Annotated in this window: 10 protein-coding genes and 1 pseudogene; 4 read left to right on the plus strand and 7 right to left on the minus strand. The window is 61.9% G+C overall.

Features of this window, described 5'->3' with window-relative positions:
• The 3 genes and pseudogenes from OKW37_RS35265 to OKW37_RS35275 all read right to left on the minus strand — a co-directional run bounded on the left by OKW37_RS35265 (position 1) and on the right by OKW37_RS35275 (position 3,044).
• Positions 1-979, minus strand: a pseudogene (locus tag OKW37_RS35265) (alpha-ketoacid dehydrogenase subunit beta).
• Positions 972-2,060 carry a pyruvate dehydrogenase (acetyl-transferring) E1 component subunit alpha gene (gene pdhA, locus OKW37_RS35270; RefSeq protein WP_429403695.1) on the minus strand — a complete coding sequence of 363 codons (1,089 nt, stop codon included), beginning with the start codon at positions 2,058-2,060 and terminating at the stop codon, positions 972-974. The pseudogene OKW37_RS35265 and the gene pdhA overlap by 8 nt, the downstream one beginning before the upstream one ends.
• A gap of 324 nt (positions 2,061-2,384) precedes the next feature.
• Positions 2,385-3,044: a TetR/AcrR family transcriptional regulator gene (locus tag OKW37_RS35275; protein ID WP_429403696.1), complete on the minus strand. Its 660-nt coding sequence runs from the start codon at positions 3,042-3,044 to the stop codon at positions 2,385-2,387.
• 87 nt (positions 3,045-3,131) lie between these two features.
• Here OKW37_RS35275 and OKW37_RS35280 point away from each other — a divergent pair, with 87 nt between their 5' ends.
• Genes OKW37_RS35280 through OKW37_RS35290 form a run of 3 tightly spaced genes read left to right on the plus strand, consistent with a single transcriptional unit; the run spans position 3,132 to position 8,977 of the window.
• Positions 3,132-6,281, plus strand: a complete 3,150-nt coding sequence (locus OKW37_RS35280) for an efflux RND transporter permease subunit (protein ID WP_429403697.1) — start codon at positions 3,132-3,134, stop codon at positions 6,279-6,281.
• 18 nt (positions 6,282-6,299) lie between these two features.
• Positions 6,300-7,439, plus strand: a complete 1,140-nt coding sequence (locus tag OKW37_RS35285) for an efflux RND transporter periplasmic adaptor subunit (RefSeq protein WP_429403698.1) — start codon at positions 6,300-6,302, stop codon at positions 7,437-7,439.
• A 29-nt stretch (positions 7,440-7,468) separates the two neighbouring features.
• Positions 7,469-8,977, plus strand: coding sequence for an efflux transporter outer membrane subunit (locus OKW37_RS35290; RefSeq protein WP_184061907.1), 1,509 nt, complete (start codon positions 7,469-7,471; stop codon positions 8,975-8,977).
• A gap of 357 nt (positions 8,978-9,334) precedes the next feature.
• Here the strand turns inward: OKW37_RS35290 and OKW37_RS35295 are convergent, their stop codons facing one another.
• Positions 9,335-10,441: a lactonase family protein gene (locus tag OKW37_RS35295; protein ID WP_429403699.1), complete on the minus strand. Its 1,107-nt coding sequence runs from the start codon at positions 10,439-10,441 to the stop codon at positions 9,335-9,337.
• Positions 10,442-10,507: 66 nt separating this feature from the next.
• Entirely contained in the window at positions 10,508-12,064 is a 1,557-nt protein-coding gene (locus OKW37_RS35300; protein ID WP_429404375.1) for a methyl-accepting chemotaxis protein, read from the minus strand.
• A gap of 493 nt (positions 12,065-12,557) precedes the next feature.
• Between OKW37_RS35300 and OKW37_RS35305 the strand changes: the two genes are divergently transcribed.
• Complete coding sequence (locus OKW37_RS35305; protein ID WP_090808886.1) at positions 12,558-12,902, plus strand: BON domain-containing protein; 345 nt, start codon at positions 12,558-12,560, stop codon at positions 12,900-12,902.
• A 332-nt stretch (positions 12,903-13,234) separates the two neighbouring features.
• Here OKW37_RS35305 and cysN read toward each other — a convergent pair whose 3' ends face one another.
• A complete protein-coding gene (gene cysN / locus OKW37_RS35310; RefSeq protein ID WP_184061909.1) occupies positions 13,235-15,160 on the minus strand; it encodes a sulfate adenylyltransferase subunit CysN in 1,926 nt (641 codons plus the stop codon).
• Positions 15,160-16,062 (minus strand): sulfate adenylyltransferase subunit CysD, encoded by a 903-nt coding sequence (gene cysD / locus OKW37_RS35315; RefSeq protein WP_429403700.1) that lies wholly within the window; start codon positions 16,060-16,062, stop codon positions 15,160-15,162. The genes cysN and cysD overlap by 1 nt, the downstream gene beginning before the upstream one ends.
• Positions 16,063-16,081 lie beyond the last annotated feature (19 nt).

Raw genomic sequence — 16,081 nt, forward strand, 5'->3', positions numbered from 1 at the left:
CTACGCTTCCAGCGCCTGCCTGACCGCGCCAACGATGCGCTCAGTGCCTGGCATGTATTGATTCTCGAGTCTGTACAGCGGGCACCACCACGTCATAACCGGTGACGCGCTGCACCGGTGCGAGCAGCGAGTACAGTCCGCGCTCTGCGATGTTGGCGGCGATCTCCGCGCCGACCCCTCCGGCATGCGAGCCCTCGTGCACGATCACGCAGCGTCCGGTTTTCGCCACCGACGCGAGAATGGTGTTCATGTCGAGCGGCTTGAGCGTTGCCACGTCGATCACCTCGGCCATTACGCCTTCCTGCGCGAGCAGATCGGCCGCGGCCTGCACGTCTTGCAACGCGCCTCCCCAACTCACCAGTGTGACGTCTGCCCCATCGCGCAACGTAAAGCAACTGTCGAGTGGCAGCGCTTCGCCGTCATCCTCCACCGGCTGCCTGAAGAGCCGGTACAGCCGCGTCGGCTCGAAGAAGATCACCGGGTCCGGGTCCCGGATCGCCGCCAGCAGCAAGCCGTACGCGCGTGCTGGCGACGACGGCGTCACGACGCGCAGCCCTGGTATGTGGGTGAACAGCGCTTCAGGGCTTTCGGAATGGTGCTCCGGTGCGTGAATGCCTGCGCCGCATGGCGCACGGATCACCAGCGGACACGTCAGTCGTCCGCGCGTTCGATGCCGCAGACGCGACGCGTGATTCAGGATGTGATCGATGGTCGGGTAGACAAACCCGGCGAACTGGATCTCCACAACGGGCTTAACGCCCATCGCCGCCATGCCGATCGCGCAGCCGGCGAGGGCGGTTTCGGCCAGCGGCGTGTCGATCACCCGCTGAGCGCCAAAGCGCGTCTGCAACCCGACGGTCGCGCGAAATACGCCGCCGTTCACGCCAATGTCCTCTCCGAGCAGCACAACGGTAGGGTCGTGCGCCAGTTCATATGCGAGCGCCTGATTGAGGGCCTCGACCATGTTGAGGTCAGCCATCGCCGTGCCCCTTAGCCGGCGCGAAACGTTGCGCCATCGCCAGTTGCTCACGCATCGCTGCGGGCAACGCCTCATACAGGTGATCGAACATCGCGGATGGGCCCGCAGGCGGTGTCGCCAGGTACGCGTCGACGGCCTGCTCGACCTGCGCACGGCACGCCTTACCGAGTTCCTCGTCCTGCGCCTTGGTCCAGACGTTCACGTGCATCAGGTAGGTGCGCAAACGAAGCAGCGGTTCGTATTCCCATTGCTTGCCGATGACCTCGGCGTCGCGATAGCGCGTCGCGTCATCGGCCGTCGTGTGATCACCAAGGCGATAGCTGAGCGCCTCGATCAGCGTCGGGCCATCGCCGCGGCGAGCCTTGGCGAGCGCCGCGTGGACAACCTGATGCACGGCGATCACGTCGTTGCCGTCGACCTGCAGCCCCTCTATTCCTGCAGCGATCGCTTTTTGCGCGAGCGTTTGCGCAGCGCTCTGGTGGCTGCGTGGTACCGAAATGGCCCACTGGTTGTTATTGACGACGAGCACAAGCGGCGCCTGCCAGACACCGGCCATGTTCATCGCCTCGTAGAAATCGCCCTTGGATGTGCCGCCGTCGCCGAAGATCGTCACCGCAACGCGCGGCTCGTGACGCAGCAGGAACGCGTAGGCTGCGCCGGCCGCATGGCACACCTGTGTGCCGATCGGCACACAGTTCGGAAAATCGTTACGGGGCACGCTGAAATCGCTGCCGCGCTCGTCGCCGCCCCAATACAGGAGACTTTCCGTCATCGTGACGCCGCGCAGCAATTGCGCGGCGTGATCGCGATACGAAGGGAACAGCACGTCGTCGGGCTGCATCGCGCTGGCGACACCGACACCGATCGCCTCCTGGCCGACCGACGACGCAAAGGTGCCGAGCTTGCCGGTACGCTGCAGCGCGACCGCCTTCGTGTCGAACGCCCGTGTCAGCACCATCGCGCGATAGAGCGCAATCAGCGCCGCCGGGTCACGTGCGAAGGCTGGCAATGACTGGACAGGCTCGCCATCGGGGCCAAGGTATTGCGTATAGCCGATATGAAAGCTGACAGCCGTCGTCATGTCCGCCCCCCATGTTCTTTCAGATTTCAAATACGTGCCGGAGTTCGCGCGCGAGCGCTACCGCGTTTGTGCCGTCAAAGTTCGGCGCGTACCAACTTGAGTTTAGGCAAGGGAAACACGTACAGGGGGCCAATTCCTCGCCGCCTCAACCACACGCGGCACGGCAACCAGGAATACGAACGCCCGATTGTCGCAATGCAGCAGCGGGTGGCCGGTTGCGCGGCCCCGGAAGCAGACGGGAATTGGGCCGGCATCCCGCCGGCCGCGGCCGCTCCAGGCGAATATCGGCCGGGCAGAATCGGACGAAGACCGGAACGCGCTCGCTCAGAGCACCTTGCATCCAGCGAGGAAGATGCGGACCGCCTCACGCGCGATTCTGTTGCGCTCCGATGCGCCGGGGCGCCTCCTGGTGGCGCCAAGCAGCAGCCGCGCGCGGACTCCGCCGAGTACCAGGTGTAGAAACTGCTCGGTAGCCAGCGCAACGTCATCGAGTTGCAATGCGCCATCGGCGACTGCCGAACGAAGATAGTCCGAAAGCGGCTCCATGCCGCGTAGTTCACCCGCCTTGTTGTAATACCCGCTGATGAGTTCGGGAAAACGATAGGCCTCGGTCAGAAGCAGGCGATGCAATGCGATCATGTCAGGCCGCGTGCACACATCCAGCAGATGGAGCGCGACCTTCTCGAGGACATTTTCCGGACGGCGCGCATCGAGCACGATATCGCCGAGCTGCGTGATCCATGAACGACGCAGCGTCTCGACGATTGCGCTGAACAGGCCCGCCTTGCTGCCGAATCGATCGTACAGCGTTTTTTTTGCAATACCCGCCTCTCGCGCGATGCCTTCAAGGCTGGTCTCGCGATATCCAGCGGCAAGAAAATGGCGCTGCGCAACATCGAGCAGACGCTGCAGACGAATTTCGGACTCTCGCAGCGTAGGACGCCCGCCTGATCGGATAGGTTGAGTCTGTGTTTCGCGCGTCACGATCCAGGCCTATTGACAATGTCTACCGACGGCGGAAACTATACCGGCGCGTTTCCGTCAAGCTACCTGGGACTCGGGGCGAGGTCAATGGTCGATTTCTTTATCGAGCGTCCGATCTTCGCATCGTCGATCGCCATCATCATGGTGCTCGCGGGGCTCATCGCCTGGTTCAACCTGCCGGTGGAGCGGTTTCCGCAGATCACGCCGCCACAGGTTCTGGTCAAGTCGACCTATACGGGTGCGAGCGCGCAGGTCGTGGCGGACACCGTCACCGCGCCGCTCGAAGAGCAGATCAACGGCGTGCCGGGTATGAGCTACCTGTCGTCGGTGAGTGCCAACGATGGCACGTCCACGATCACCGTCACGTTCAACGTCGGCTACAACATCGACATCGGCGCGGTCGACGTGCAGAACCGCATCTCGCAGGCGACGGCGCAGCTTCCCAGCATCGTCAATCAGGCCGGCATCACCATCCAGAAGCAGAACCCGAACTTTGTTCTGGCGGTGAATCTCTATTCGCCAGACGGCTCGATCGATCCTGTCACCCTCAGCAACTACGCTTATCTCCAACTCGTCGACTCGCTCAAGCGCCTGCCCGGCGTGAGCGATGTCACGATCTTCGGCGAACGCCGCTACTCGATGCGCATCTGGCTCGACCCCAACAAGCTCGCCGCGCTCGGCATGACCGCCAGCGATGTCCAGCATGCGATCGCCGAACAGAATGTGCAGGTCGCCGCAGGCAAGTTCGGCGAGGCGCCAGCGCCGGCGGGCACGACGTTTCAATACCAGATCAACACCCACGGCCAGTTGGCGGACGCGCAGCAATTCGGCAATATCGTGCTGCGCGCCGGCACGGCGAGCGACGCAACTGTGTATCTGCGCGACGTGGCGCGCATCGATCTGGGCGCACTTCAGTACACCTCTAGCGCCTCCGTGAACGAACACCCGGCGGCGCTGCTCGCCGTCTTCCAGTTGCCGAGCGCTAATGCGCTCGACCTCGACCAGCGTGTCAAGGCCACGATGCAGACGCTTGCAAAGCGCTTCCCGAAAGGGATGGCGTGGGGCATCACCTACGACACCACCATGTTCGTGTCCGCCTCGATGGTCGAGGTGATGAAGACGCTTAGCTTTGCGCTGCTGCTGGTGCTGGGCGTCGTGTTCCTGTTCCTGCAGAGCTGGCGGACCACGTTCATTCCGATGATCGCCATTCCAGTGGCGCTCATCGGCACCCTCGCGATCATGCTGGTGCTCGGCTTTTCGCTGAACACGGTCAGCCTGCTCGGCATGGTCCTCGCTATCGGCCTCGTCGTCGACGATGCGATCGTCGTGGTCGAGAATGTCGAACGCCAACTCGAGAGCGGGCTTACGCCCATGGCTGCGGCCAAGGCGGCGATGCGGGAAGTGACGGGGCCGATCGTTGCCACCTCGGCAGTGCTCGGCGCCGTGTTCGTGCCGATCGCCTTCCTGCCGGGCGTGACGGGCCGTCTCTACAATCAGTTTGCGTTGACCATCGCCATTTCGGTGGCGCTCTCGGCGTTCAATTCCCTGACGCTCAGTCCGGCGCTCTGCGCGTTGCTGTTGCGACGGGACAGGCCGCCACGGTTCATCCTGTTTCGCAAGTTCAATCAAGGCTTTAACTGGGCGCGCAGCCACTACGCGAATTCGCTGCGCGGCTTGATCCGGCTGCGCTGGCTCGCGCTGGCGGTCTTCGCGTGTGGCCTGGGTGTGACCTGGCTGCTCCATTCGACGATCCCTTCCGCCTTTTTGCCGGTTGAAGATCCCGGCTATTTCTATGTGATTACGCGACTCCCGTATGGCGCTTCGCTGCAACGCACCGAGGCCGTAATGGAGCAGACCCGCGCGATCCTGAGGGCGACGCCCGGCGTGGCGAACGTGCTGTCCATCAGCGGTCTGAATTTCATCACTCGCAGCACGACGTCGAACAGTGCGGCCCAGTTTGTGATCCTGAAGCCGTGGGACGAGCGAGGTGCGAAGCAGAGCGTCGCCAACCTCATCGCCACGGTACAGCCGAAGCTCAATCAGATTCCGGAGGCGGTGGCGCTTGCACTGATTCCACCGACTATTGCCGGCCTCGGCACCTTCGGCGGCTTCGATTTCGAAATCGAGGACCTGAGCGGCCGGGGCAGTGCCGCACTCGGCGAGGCGACCCAGGCCTTTCTCGCCCAGGCGCGGCAACAGCCTGAACTCGAGCGGCGCACCCTGCTCACCAGCTACAACACGTCGACGCCGCAATACGATTTCAATCTCGACCGCGTGAAGGCGAAGCTGCTCGGGCTCAACCTGAGCGATGTGTTCAATACGATGCAGATCTATCTCGGCTCGCTGTACGTGAACAATGTGACGCTGTTCGGCCGCACCTTCGAGGTGTTGCTCGAGGCCGACGACAACGCCCGCGGGAACCGCAGCGACCTGTCGCGGCTCTACGTGCGCAACGCCGCGGGAAGCATGGTGCCGCTGGGCACGCTCGGCCGGCTCGAACCGACGGTGGGGCCGGACACGGTGCCTCATTACAACCTCTACGGTGCCGCGGAGATCACCGGCAGTGCGGCGCCGGGCTACAGTTCGGGCCAGGCGATCGCGGCGATGGAGCGCGCGGCGCGCGTTTTGCCGGCGGATTTCGGCTATGACTGGACGGGCATTACCTATCAGGAGCTGCAGGCCGGCTCGGTCGCGGGCCTGGTCTTCGCGCTCGCGCTGTCCTTCGTGTTCCTGTTCCTCGCCGCGCAATACGAGAGCTGGACGTTGCCGTTCACCATCATCCTCACGGTGCCGCTAGCCCTGTTCGGCGCACTGGGGCTGCTGTGGCTGCGCCACATGCAGGTCGACATCTATGCGCAGATTGGTTTCGTCCTGCTGATCGGGCTGGCGGCGAAGAACGCGATCCTGATCGTCGAATTTGCCAAGCGGCGCCGCGAAGCCGGCCTCGATATCGTCGCGGCGGTGACCGAGGCGGCGCGCCTGCGGCTGCGCCCGATCCTCATGACCGCGTTCGCGTTCATCTTTGGCGCCGTCCCATTGATGATCGCCTCCGGCGCGGGCGCCGCGAGCCGCCGGTCGATCGGGACGACGGTGGTCGGCGGCATGCTCGCCGCCACCCTGCTCAGCCTCGGATTCGTGCCGATCTTCTACACGGTGATCGAGCACTTGCGTGAGGCCGTGCTCAAACGTATCGGTCGCGCGCCTCGCGATGGCGGCGAGGCGGCGTCCGGGGATTGATCGGGGAGCAACGGCGCAATGAGAGTCGGCAAACTTCGCGTTGTAGCCACAGGCCTGGCGATCGCCGTAGTCGTCTGCGTCCTGTCGTTCACAGGTGGAGGAGCGCGACAGGCTACCGGCAGCCCGCCCGCGCCGGACCCAGCCGCCCCCACCGAGGTGCCCATAACCCAGGTGGTCGAGCAGACCGTGCCGGTTTACCTCGAATATGTCGGGACCACGGACGCGATCCGCACCGTCACGCTTCAGGCGCAGGTGACCGGCTACCTGGCGAAGCAGGGGGTGTCCGATGGCTCGGACGTGAGCAAGGGCACACTCCTGTATGAGATCGATCCGCGCAGCTATCAGGCGGCGCTCGATCAGGCGAGGGCTCAGGCGGCAAAAGATGCGGCGGCGCTCGAATATGCCATCGCCAGCCATCGCCGCAATACGCTGATGAGCGAGACGGGCGACGTGTCGATCGATACGCTGCAGCAGTCCGCGAGCACCGAGCATCAGGACCTGGCCGCGCTCGCGGCGGATCGTGCGCTGATCGAGACGGCGCTGCTCAATCTCGACTTTACGAAGATCCGCGCGCCGTTCTCCGGGCGTCTCAGCCTGAGTCAGGCGCATGAAGGTGCGCTCATCAGCAGCACGGGGACCCAGCTCAACACCCTCGTGCAGCTCGACCCGATCTATGCCACCTTCAATCCGCCGGACACCGATCTCGCCACTATCCAGCAGGATCAGGCGAAGGGGACCATCGCGGCCGAGGTCATCGTCGGTCAGGGCGCGAGCCCGCAGTACCGTGGCAGGCTCACGTTTCTCGACAACAACGTGGGGCGCAGCAGCGGCACCATCACCGCGCGCGCGACCGTCGAGAACCCGGATCACACGTTGCTGCCGGGGCAATTCATCCGCGTGCGCCTGCACGTCGCGGACGCACCCAACACGCTGCTGGTGCCACAAGTGGCCGTCGGCTCCAACCAGCTTGGCAAATACGTCTACGTCGTCGGCGCAGACAAGCGGGTCGAGCAGCGCTACGTGACCCTCGGCCCGGACTACGGGCCACTTGTTGCGGTCAGGAAGGGCGTCGTTCGGGACGATTCGGTCGTGGTCGGCAATCTCCTCAAGCTCAGCCCCGGCATGGCCGTGAAACCGGTTGCGGCGAAGCCTTCGTAAACGGCCCGTAACATGAGGAGCGCGCAGCAATGACATCGAACCCCGGCTTTGCGCGTCACCCCCGGGCAGCATGTTGCCGCAGCGCCGCCTGCGCGGCGCTTTCGGCGGCGACGCTGCTTGGCGGCTGCGAAGTCGGACCTGACTTCGCGCCACCCGGGCCGCCGCAGGTCAGCGGCTATACGCGGGAGCCGCTGCCGGAGCGAACCGTCGCGTCGGACGTCCACGGCGGCGAGGCGCAGCGCTTCGTGCAAGCTCTCGACATTCCGGGACAATGGTGGACGCTATTCCACTCGGCTGCGCTGAACGCACTCGTAGAACGTGCGCTTGAGGCCAACCCGAGCCTGCAGGCCGCGCAGGCCACCCTTCGCGAGGCCAACGAAGCGCTTTACGCAGCACAAGGGGCGCTGTTCCCGACGGTGAGTGCGGACATCTCGACTGCTCGCGAGAAGATTTCGGGCTCGCCGTTCGGGATCTCGACCGCGGTGCCGGTCTTCAGGCTCAACAACGCCTCGGTGAGCGTCACCTACCTGCTCGACATCTGGGGCGGTACGCGCCGGCAGATCGAATCGCTCGCCGCGCAAGCCGAGTACGAACGCTTCGAACTCGAGGCGAGCTATCTGAGCTTGACGTCGAACGTCGCCACGGCCGCCGTACAGGAGGCTTCGTTGCGGGCGCAGATTGCAGCCACAGAGGAGATCGTCGCCATCGAGACGCAGCAACTCGCGGGATTGAAACGACAATTCGCGATCGGCGCCGTCGCCAATGCGGCGGTACTCGCGCAGGCGGCCACGCTGGCGCAAACACGCGCGCAGTTGCCGCCGCTGCAAAAGCAACTGGCGCTGACCCGCAATCAGCTCACGGCCTATCTTGGCCGCTTCCCGAGTGACGAGCTGGTCGAGACGTTTGATCTCGCGTCGCTGCAGTTGCCCGACACGTTGCCGGTCAGCCTGCCGTCGACACTCGTCGAGCAGCGTCCGGACATTCGCGCGTCGAAAGCGCAACTGCACGCCGCAAGCGCAGAGATCGGCGTCGCCACCGCCAATATGTTGCCGCAACTCACGCTCAGCGCCGCCTATGGCAGCGAGACCAACGATGCGCTGTTTTCGCCGGGAAGCGCGATCTGGAACCTGGGAGCGGGACTCACGCAGCCCCTCTTCGAAGGTGGAACGTTGCTGCACCGGCGCCGCGCCGCAATTGACGCTTTCGATGCAGCAGCGGCGCAGTATCGCAACACCGTCATCTCGGCGTTTCAGAACGTGGCTGATGCGTTGCGAGCGCTGCAATCAGATGCGGACGCAGTGGTGGCCGAGGCAGCAGCCGAGCGGGCGGCGGCGGACAGCCTCGCTGTGTCCCAGCGCGAGTTCCACGTTGGCGCGATCAGCTATCTTGCGCTGCTCGACGCGCAGCGGACGTACCAGCAGGCCCGCATCAGCCTCGTCCAGACTCAGGCCACCCGGTATTCCGATACCGTCGCACTCTTTCAGGCTGTCGGCGGCGGATGGTGGAACCGCAGCGATGTGGTGCGTGAGCGCGGCTAATGATCCTCATCGCGGGCATGCCCTCCCGTCGCCCGGAACCATGCGGCACAGTCATGGTCCTGGCAAGCCATTCCGGACCGCTCGGATTGACATCCTGTCGGCCACGCAATGAGACCGTGGCAAATCTGGTTCGAGTGGTTCAGCGTGGCCGTAAGTGGCGGGTCGACCTTCTCTATAGCGGCCGTTCGCTGCCACGCAAGCCTGACGTTCTGCAACGGGGCGCCGGGTGCTTTCCAAGGCAGCGCCACCTCTCGGAAGACTGGACGCATCACCGCCGACAAAACGCAAATTGTGGCGCCCAGTGAAAGCCGAATCAGGAACGCCGTGCTCACCGCACGGCGATCCGGGAATCAACCCTCAATCGGCGTTTGTGCCATCAAACTCCACGAGTTCAACCCAGTTCGCGCCCTTGCCGACCGGATACTGTCCGATCGCACTCAGCTTGCCAGTCTTACGATCGATGCTGTAAACGCTAAGGCTCGTCGATAATTGCCCGACAGCCAGCAAGTACTTGCCGGACGGATCGATATTGAATCCACGCGGTTGCTTTTCGGTCTGGTATGTACCGATACGCGTCAGCTTGCCAGAGGCAGCGTTCACCTTGTACGCCGCGAGCGTGCTCGATGTGCGCTCCGATGCAAACAGGAATCGCCCGTCCGGGGTCAGGTGGAGATCGGCCCCCCATGGCTTGTCGCCGGAGAAATCGGGCGGCAGGATCGAGACTGTTTCGACCGGCTTGACGGTGTCGCGGGTGCTATCGAAGGCGAGTACGTGCAGCTTGCCGTCGAGTTCATCGATCAGGTACGTGAAGCGATGATCCGGCGAGAATACGAAGTGACGTGGTCCCGATTTCGGCGGCAACGAATAGGCGGGCGCGGCGTCCTCGGTCAACTGCCCATTCGAGGCGTCGAACTTGAGACGAAGCCAGGCATCCGCGCCGAGAACCGACGCGAATACGAAACGGTTGTCCGGAGCGTTGCGGATCGCATGAGCCATCGGGCCGGTCTTGACGGTCTGCTGTACGTTGCCGACCACACCATCCGCGCCGATCTGGTTCACCGCCAGAAGGTTGCCGCCATATGACGCGGAAAAGAGATAACGGCCGTTTGCGTCCGTCGAGATATACGCCATGCTATCCGCAAGCGGCGCCCTGCCGAGTTCGATCAGCCGGCCATCGAGCGGATTGACCGCAAAGCTCACCACGCGATAAGGCTTCGAGCGCAGTCCTGCGTAGAGCCGAAGGTGATCCGGCGAAAACGCCATCGGCATCACCGTTGCACCGACGGACACAGTCTCCACGGGCGCAAGCGAGCCGTTCGACTTGTCGAGACTGAAAACCGAGATATCCTGACTATCTGCATTCGATACATATGCATACGTCGCGGCCTGTGACACGCAGGAGAGGGAAGCACCGGCAATCAGAATTGCGGTGGCGCCCAGCACGCCTTTAACGTTCATGTTCATACCCCAGTTAGAAATGGTTTAGATTGTCTGAATCGACCAGCGCTTTGCGTCGGTCAATCGGAGCTTCTATTGCGCGGCGAGGCGGAATGCCGAGACTGCATTCGTCATTGACTGCGCCTGCTGTTCGAGCGCGCTCGCGGCAGCGGCGGCTTCTTCGACGAGTGCCGCATTCTGTTGAGTCACCTGGTCCATCTGCGTAACCGCCTGGCCGACCTGCTCGATGCCCGTGCTCTGCTCGATCGTTGCTGCCTTGATTTCATTCATGATGGTGGCCACGCCGCGCACGGCGCTAACAATCTCCTTCATCGACTGACCCGCCTGCGCGACCAGGTTATTGCCGTTAGCTACGTCCTCGACCGAGGCGCCGATCAAGGCCTTGATCTCTCGGGCGGCGTCCGCGCTGCGCAGAGCTAGACTGCGAACTTCGCTTGCGACCACGGCGAAGCCGCGTCCCTGCTCACCGGCCCGTGCCGATTCGACCGCCGCATTCAGCGCAAGGATATTGGTCTGAAACGCGATGCTGTCGATCATCCCGGTGATCTCGGCGATCCTACGCGAACTCTGGCTGATTGAATTCATTGTCTCGATGGCGCGCTCGACCACTTCGCCGCCCTGCTCGGCGACATCGGCTGCGCTCGAAGCCTGTGCACTTGCCTGCTGCGCGTTATCCGCGTTCTGTTTGACGGTGGACGTCAATTGCTCCATGCTGGCCGCGGTTTCTTCCAGTGCCGCTGATTGCTGCTCTGTGCGGCTCGACAGATCCACATTGCCCGCGGCAATCTCGCGCGCGCCGCCGTAAATGGCCTCGCAACTGTTGCGCACGTTCGCCACTGTCTGAGCCAAACCACGCTGCATCCGCTGCATCGCCGCGAATAGCTGACCGATCTCGTTGCCGCTCGCCTCGGGGATGCGCGCTGTCAGATCATTCGCCGCGATTCGATCGAGCAGATTGGCGGCGTCGTTCAGCGGAGTCGTCACGATGCGCCGCAGCGCGAAATGCGCAGCGACGATCAGGACCAGCGCCGCGCTCACTCCGAAAATGACCAGGCTGACGACCCACGTATATTCGCGATCGAGCTGCGCGATGGCATCGTTCGACAACGTGTTAGCGATGCTCTGGAATTTCTCGACATTCACCGAATACGCCACACCGGTTGACGTAATGTCGTGATCGTTGATAGCGGCGTAGGCGTTCGTATCGCCGGCACGCAGAGCATCGGAGGCTTTCTTCAGAATCGCGGCGAGGTTGACTGACGATTCGATCAACTGCTGCTTCAACCCGTCGTCCTGCCCACGAAAAACGGCGGCGCTTCGAAACGACTCGGTTTCCGCAGCCGCCCGGTTCATCGTCGTTTCGGCGCTCTTCAATGCCGAGTCTCGCGTCGTCTCGTCGTTGCGCTCCTTTAGAGCTGAGTAGGCTCGTGTCAACGCGGCTCGAGTGCGTGTGGAGTCCTTGTATGCGTCGTTGACGAGAATTTCCTGCGTCGCAATCTGATGAATGCGGTTGAGATTGGCATTCGCGCGGCTGAGCGTGGTGACACCGATCACGCCGCCCAGCAAAATCATCGCCGCAAAAATCAGGAAGACAGTCAGGAGACTATTTCGAACCGATACGTTTCTCATGCCGCTTTTCAACCCGGTGTTGTACGATGACCTCTTTATCGGCAGATTCCGCGATCTCTTTAGAAAATGGGCATGCAGATAGGCTTTATGCCGGGACATCAGACTTCTGGCGGGGCGCTTCAAGGGTCTTCGTTGCCCCCGTGCGGCGCTTTGACCAGCGGACCGATGACAGTGCGGCCCTCCGCGTGACACCTTGAAACCCGCTCGCCCGGGTATTGGGAGGATTGACAGGCTCAGACATGGGAAAACTTCTTCAGATACCGTCTTCGGCTAACGTATGCAGTTCGTGGGAAACTGCAATGGCGATAGTCAGATACTCGTTCTCTCGTACCTGCGCAATTGCTACGCCTGATTCGCCTCGCCAAATCGACGCGAAGGGTTGCCCTGCCAATACAGGTAGCTCGTAAGCCGAGATGCGCCGTATCCCTTCGCCACTCGGCCCGCTTTTCAGCCCACCATTTAGCGCTTATCGAATCAGGATTTCATAGCCGACATGCGAAACGCGCCATACATCAAAAGCCGATTGCTGATCGTCGCGGCGTTCGCATTGCCAGCGTTCGTGTTCACCAGCGGCTGTAAGTCCACGGTGACGCCGCCGTTGACAGCGCCGGGGAAGATCGCCGCTGACGACGCTGCGCTCGCCGCCCGGGTGAAGCAGGCGCTCGTCGCGAACCCGGAACTGAGATCCTTGCCGATGAGCGTCGCGACGTATCGAGGCGTCGTGCAGTTGTCAGGATACGTGGATTCGGAGGCACAGATTCAGAAAGCGCTTGCCGTGACGCGCGGCGTGCCGGGGGTGCAATCCGTGAGCAACGATCTGCACCTCAGGCCGCAATGACGCGCGTTTGCCGGAAAACAGACGAACCAGGCGCGGACGACCTGGACGAACATCGACAGATCGTTCGGATCGAGCGCGATATTTATCCAGGAAAGCTCAAACTTCCAGGTTATCGATCAGTCGCGTGTTTCCGAGGCCCGCAGCCGCGACGACAACGAGCTTGCCCGCATCCACCTCCTGTGCGGCTGGAGACCGCAAGTTGACCTGCTTGCGCCCCGCTCCCGTAGCCGACAGCGGGGAGTATACATAAATGAATGTCGTATACCAATATGAACGCGCAGGGACCAACAATGGCACGGCGCCTACGGGCGAAGCGCCCGCCCCGCTTCGTCTCAGAGCGGCGCTCCCCTCGACACGTCGAGAAATCCCGCGGTCTGGAGTTTCTCGAAGATCACCTCTACGGCCATTTCGGGAGAAACGGTCAGAGTGTTGATGTGGATCTCAGGATTCTGCGGCATCTCGTAGGGCGAATCGATGCCTGTGAAGTTCTTCAACTCGCCGCTACGCGCTTTCTTGTAAAGTCCTTTCGGATCGCGCTCCTCGGCCACTTCGAGTGGCGTGTCGATGAAGACCTCGATAAATTCACCCTCCTCCATCAGTTCGCGTGCCAGGGCGCGCTCCGCGCGAAACGGCGAAATGAATGCGGTAATGACGATCACGCCCGCATCTGCCATCAATTTCGCCACCTCGGCAATGCGTCGGATATTTTCCACCCGGTCTTCGGCCGTGAATCCGAGATCCTTGTTCAACCCGTGACGAACATTGTCTCCGTCGAGCAGATAGGTTCGCTTGCCCATCGCGTGCAAACGCTTCTCGAGCAGATTTGCAATTGTCGATTTTCCCGCACCTGAAAGCCCTGTCAGCCATACAACGCCGCTCTGGTGCCCGTTCAGCACCCGCCGCGCGCGTTTGTCGACCTCCAGCGTCTGCCAGCGAATATTGTTCGCACGGCGCAATGCGAAGCGCAGCATACCGGCACCGACCGTGCTGTTGGTCATACGGTCAATGACTATGAAACCGCCCGTCTCGTGGTTTTGCTCGTACGGATCGAAAGCAATCGCGCGATCAAACTCCAGTTCCGCGACACCGATCTCGTTCAAGGCGAGAGTCTCACTCGCCACGCGGTCAAGCGTATCGACATTCAGCTTGTATTTGAGCGGTAATATCGTTGCCGTGACGGTCCGGGTGCCAATTTTCAGCAAGTAACTGCGCCCCCGGAGCATGGGTTGGTCGCTCATCCACACGAGCGTTGCTTCGAACTGGTCGGCAACCTGCGCGGGCGAATCGGCCGTTGAAATCAGATCGCCACGACAGACATCCACTTCGTCGGCGAGCAGCAGCGTCACGGACTGTTCCGCGAAGGCCTCGTCAAGATCGCCGTCCGCCGTCACGATTCTTGCGACAGTGCTTTCCCGTCCTGATGGCTGTACCTGTATACGCTGCCCGACACGCACCACACCGGATGCAATAGTGCCTGCAAACCCACGGAAATCAAGATTGGGGCGGTTGACCCACTGCACTGGGAAACGGAACGGCTGCGCCTGCAAATGCGTTTCGTCGATCTCGACAGTCTCGAGGTGACGCATCAAGGACGGCCCTTCGTACCACGACGTCTTCGTGCTCCTTTCAACAACGTTGTCGCCATTTACGCCCGAAATCGGCATTGCAGTCACACCAGGGATGCCAATCTTTCTGGCGAATTCGCAATACTCACGAGAAATTTCGTCGAATCGTTCACGCGAGTACTCGACCAAGTCCATCTTATTGACCGCGAGAACAACGTTGCGAATGCCGATCAACGACACCAGATAGCTGTGCCGCCGCGTTTGCTGCAAAATGCCCTTGCGAGCATCGACCAGAATGATGGCAAGATCGGCCGTAGAAGCACCCGTTATCATGTTGCGGGTGTATTGCTCGTGCCCGGGCGTATCAGCAACGATGAACTTGCGCCGGTCGGTCGAGAAAAACCGGTAGGCGACGTCGATGGTGATGCCCTGCTCGCGCTCCGCAGCGAGACCGTCCAGCAGCAGCGCGTAGTCTATTTCCCCGCCACGCGTACCGACCTTTTTCGAATCGGCTTCGAGCGCGGCAAGCTGGTCCTCGAACAGCATTCTGGATTCGTAGAGTAATCGGCCGATCAACGTGCTTTTGCCGTCATCCACGCTCCCGCATGTAATGAAACGCAGAAGACTCTTTCTTTCGTGCTGCTTCAGGTACCGTTCAATATCGGTCCCGATCAGCTCAGAGACGTGTGCCATCAGAAGTACCCCTCCTGTTTCTTCCTCTCCATGGACGCGGCGCCGTCATGATCGATCACGCGCCCCTGCCGCTCGGAGGTCGTCGTCAAGAGCATTTCCTGGATGATTTGCGGCAATGTCGTTGCGTTCGACTCGACTGCACCGGTAAGCGGATAGCAACCAAGCGTGCGAAAGCGCACCATTTTCTCCTCTACTTTCTCGTGCGGCTTGAGTGGCATGCGCTCGTCATCCACCATCACCAGGATGCCGTCCCGATTCACCACGGGCCGCCTCGCCGCGAAATAGAGTGGCACGATGGAGATATTCTCGAGGTAGATGTACTGCCAGATGTCCAGCTCGGTCCAGTTAGAGAGGGGAAACACGCGGATCGACTCGCCGTTGTTCTTTCGCGCGCTATATAGGCGCCACAGTTCGGGTCGCTGATTTTTGGGGTCCCACTGGTGGGTTGCCGTACGGAATGAAAAGATTCGCTCTTTCGCACGCGATTTCTCTTCGTCTCTGCGAGCGCCCCCGAAAGCGGCATCGAAGCCGTACTTGTCGAGCGCCTGCTTCAGGCCCTGGGTCTTCCACATGTCGGTGTGAACCTGCGAACCATGATCGAACGGGTTGATGCCCAGTTCTTTCGCTTCCGGATTCTGGTGAACGATCAGCTCCATTCCGGTCTCGCGAGCCATCCGGTCCCGCATCGCGTACATGTCGCGGAACTTCCAGGTGGTATCCACATGCAGAAGCGGAAACGGAGGGGGCGCCGGGTAAAAGGCCTTTTTTGCCAGGTGGAGCATGCAGGCGCTGTCCTTGCCGATCGAGTAAAGCATCACTGGGCGATTTGCCTCAGCGACGATTTCCCGCATGATATGAATGCTCTCGGCTTCAAGTCGCCGCAAATGAGTCAACGTCGGCATGGCACATCCTTTACAAAGC

This window comes from Paraburkholderia sp. MM5482-R2 (assembly GCF_050436125.1).
Lineage (GTDB): Bacteria > Pseudomonadota > Gammaproteobacteria > Burkholderiales > Burkholderiaceae > Paraburkholderia > Paraburkholderia tuberum.

Bases quoted from the DNA above. Each gene is read 5' to 3' on its own strand.
- pdhA (WP_429403695.1), bottom strand. From the start codon at position 2,060: ATGACGACGGCTGTCAGCTTTCATATCGGCTATACGCAATACCTTGGC.
- OKW37_RS35280 (WP_429403697.1), top strand. From the start codon at position 3,132: ATGGTCGATTTCTTTATCGAGCGTCCGATCTTCGCATCGTCGATCGCC.
- OKW37_RS35285 (WP_429403698.1), top strand. From the start codon at position 6,300: ATGAGAGTCGGCAAACTTCGCGTTGTAGCCACAGGCCTGGCGATCGCC.
- OKW37_RS35290 (WP_184061907.1), top strand. From the start codon at position 7,469: ATGACATCGAACCCCGGCTTTGCGCGTCACCCCCGGGCAGCATGTTGC.
- OKW37_RS35295 (WP_429403699.1), bottom strand. From the start codon at position 10,441: ATGAACATGAACGTTAAAGGCGTGCTGGGCGCCACCGCAATTCTGATT.
- OKW37_RS35300 (WP_429404375.1), bottom strand. From the start codon at position 12,064: ATGAGAAACGTATCGGTTCGAAATAGTCTCCTGACTGTCTTCCTGATT.
- OKW37_RS35305 (WP_090808886.1), top strand. From the start codon at position 12,558: ATGCGAAACGCGCCATACATCAAAAGCCGATTGCTGATCGTCGCGGCG.
- cysN (WP_184061909.1), bottom strand. From the start codon at position 15,160: ATGGCACACGTCTCTGAGCTGATCGGGACCGATATTGAACGGTACCTG.
- cysD (WP_429403700.1), bottom strand. From the start codon at position 16,062: ATGCCGACGTTGACTCATTTGCGGCGACTTGAAGCCGAGAGCATTCAT.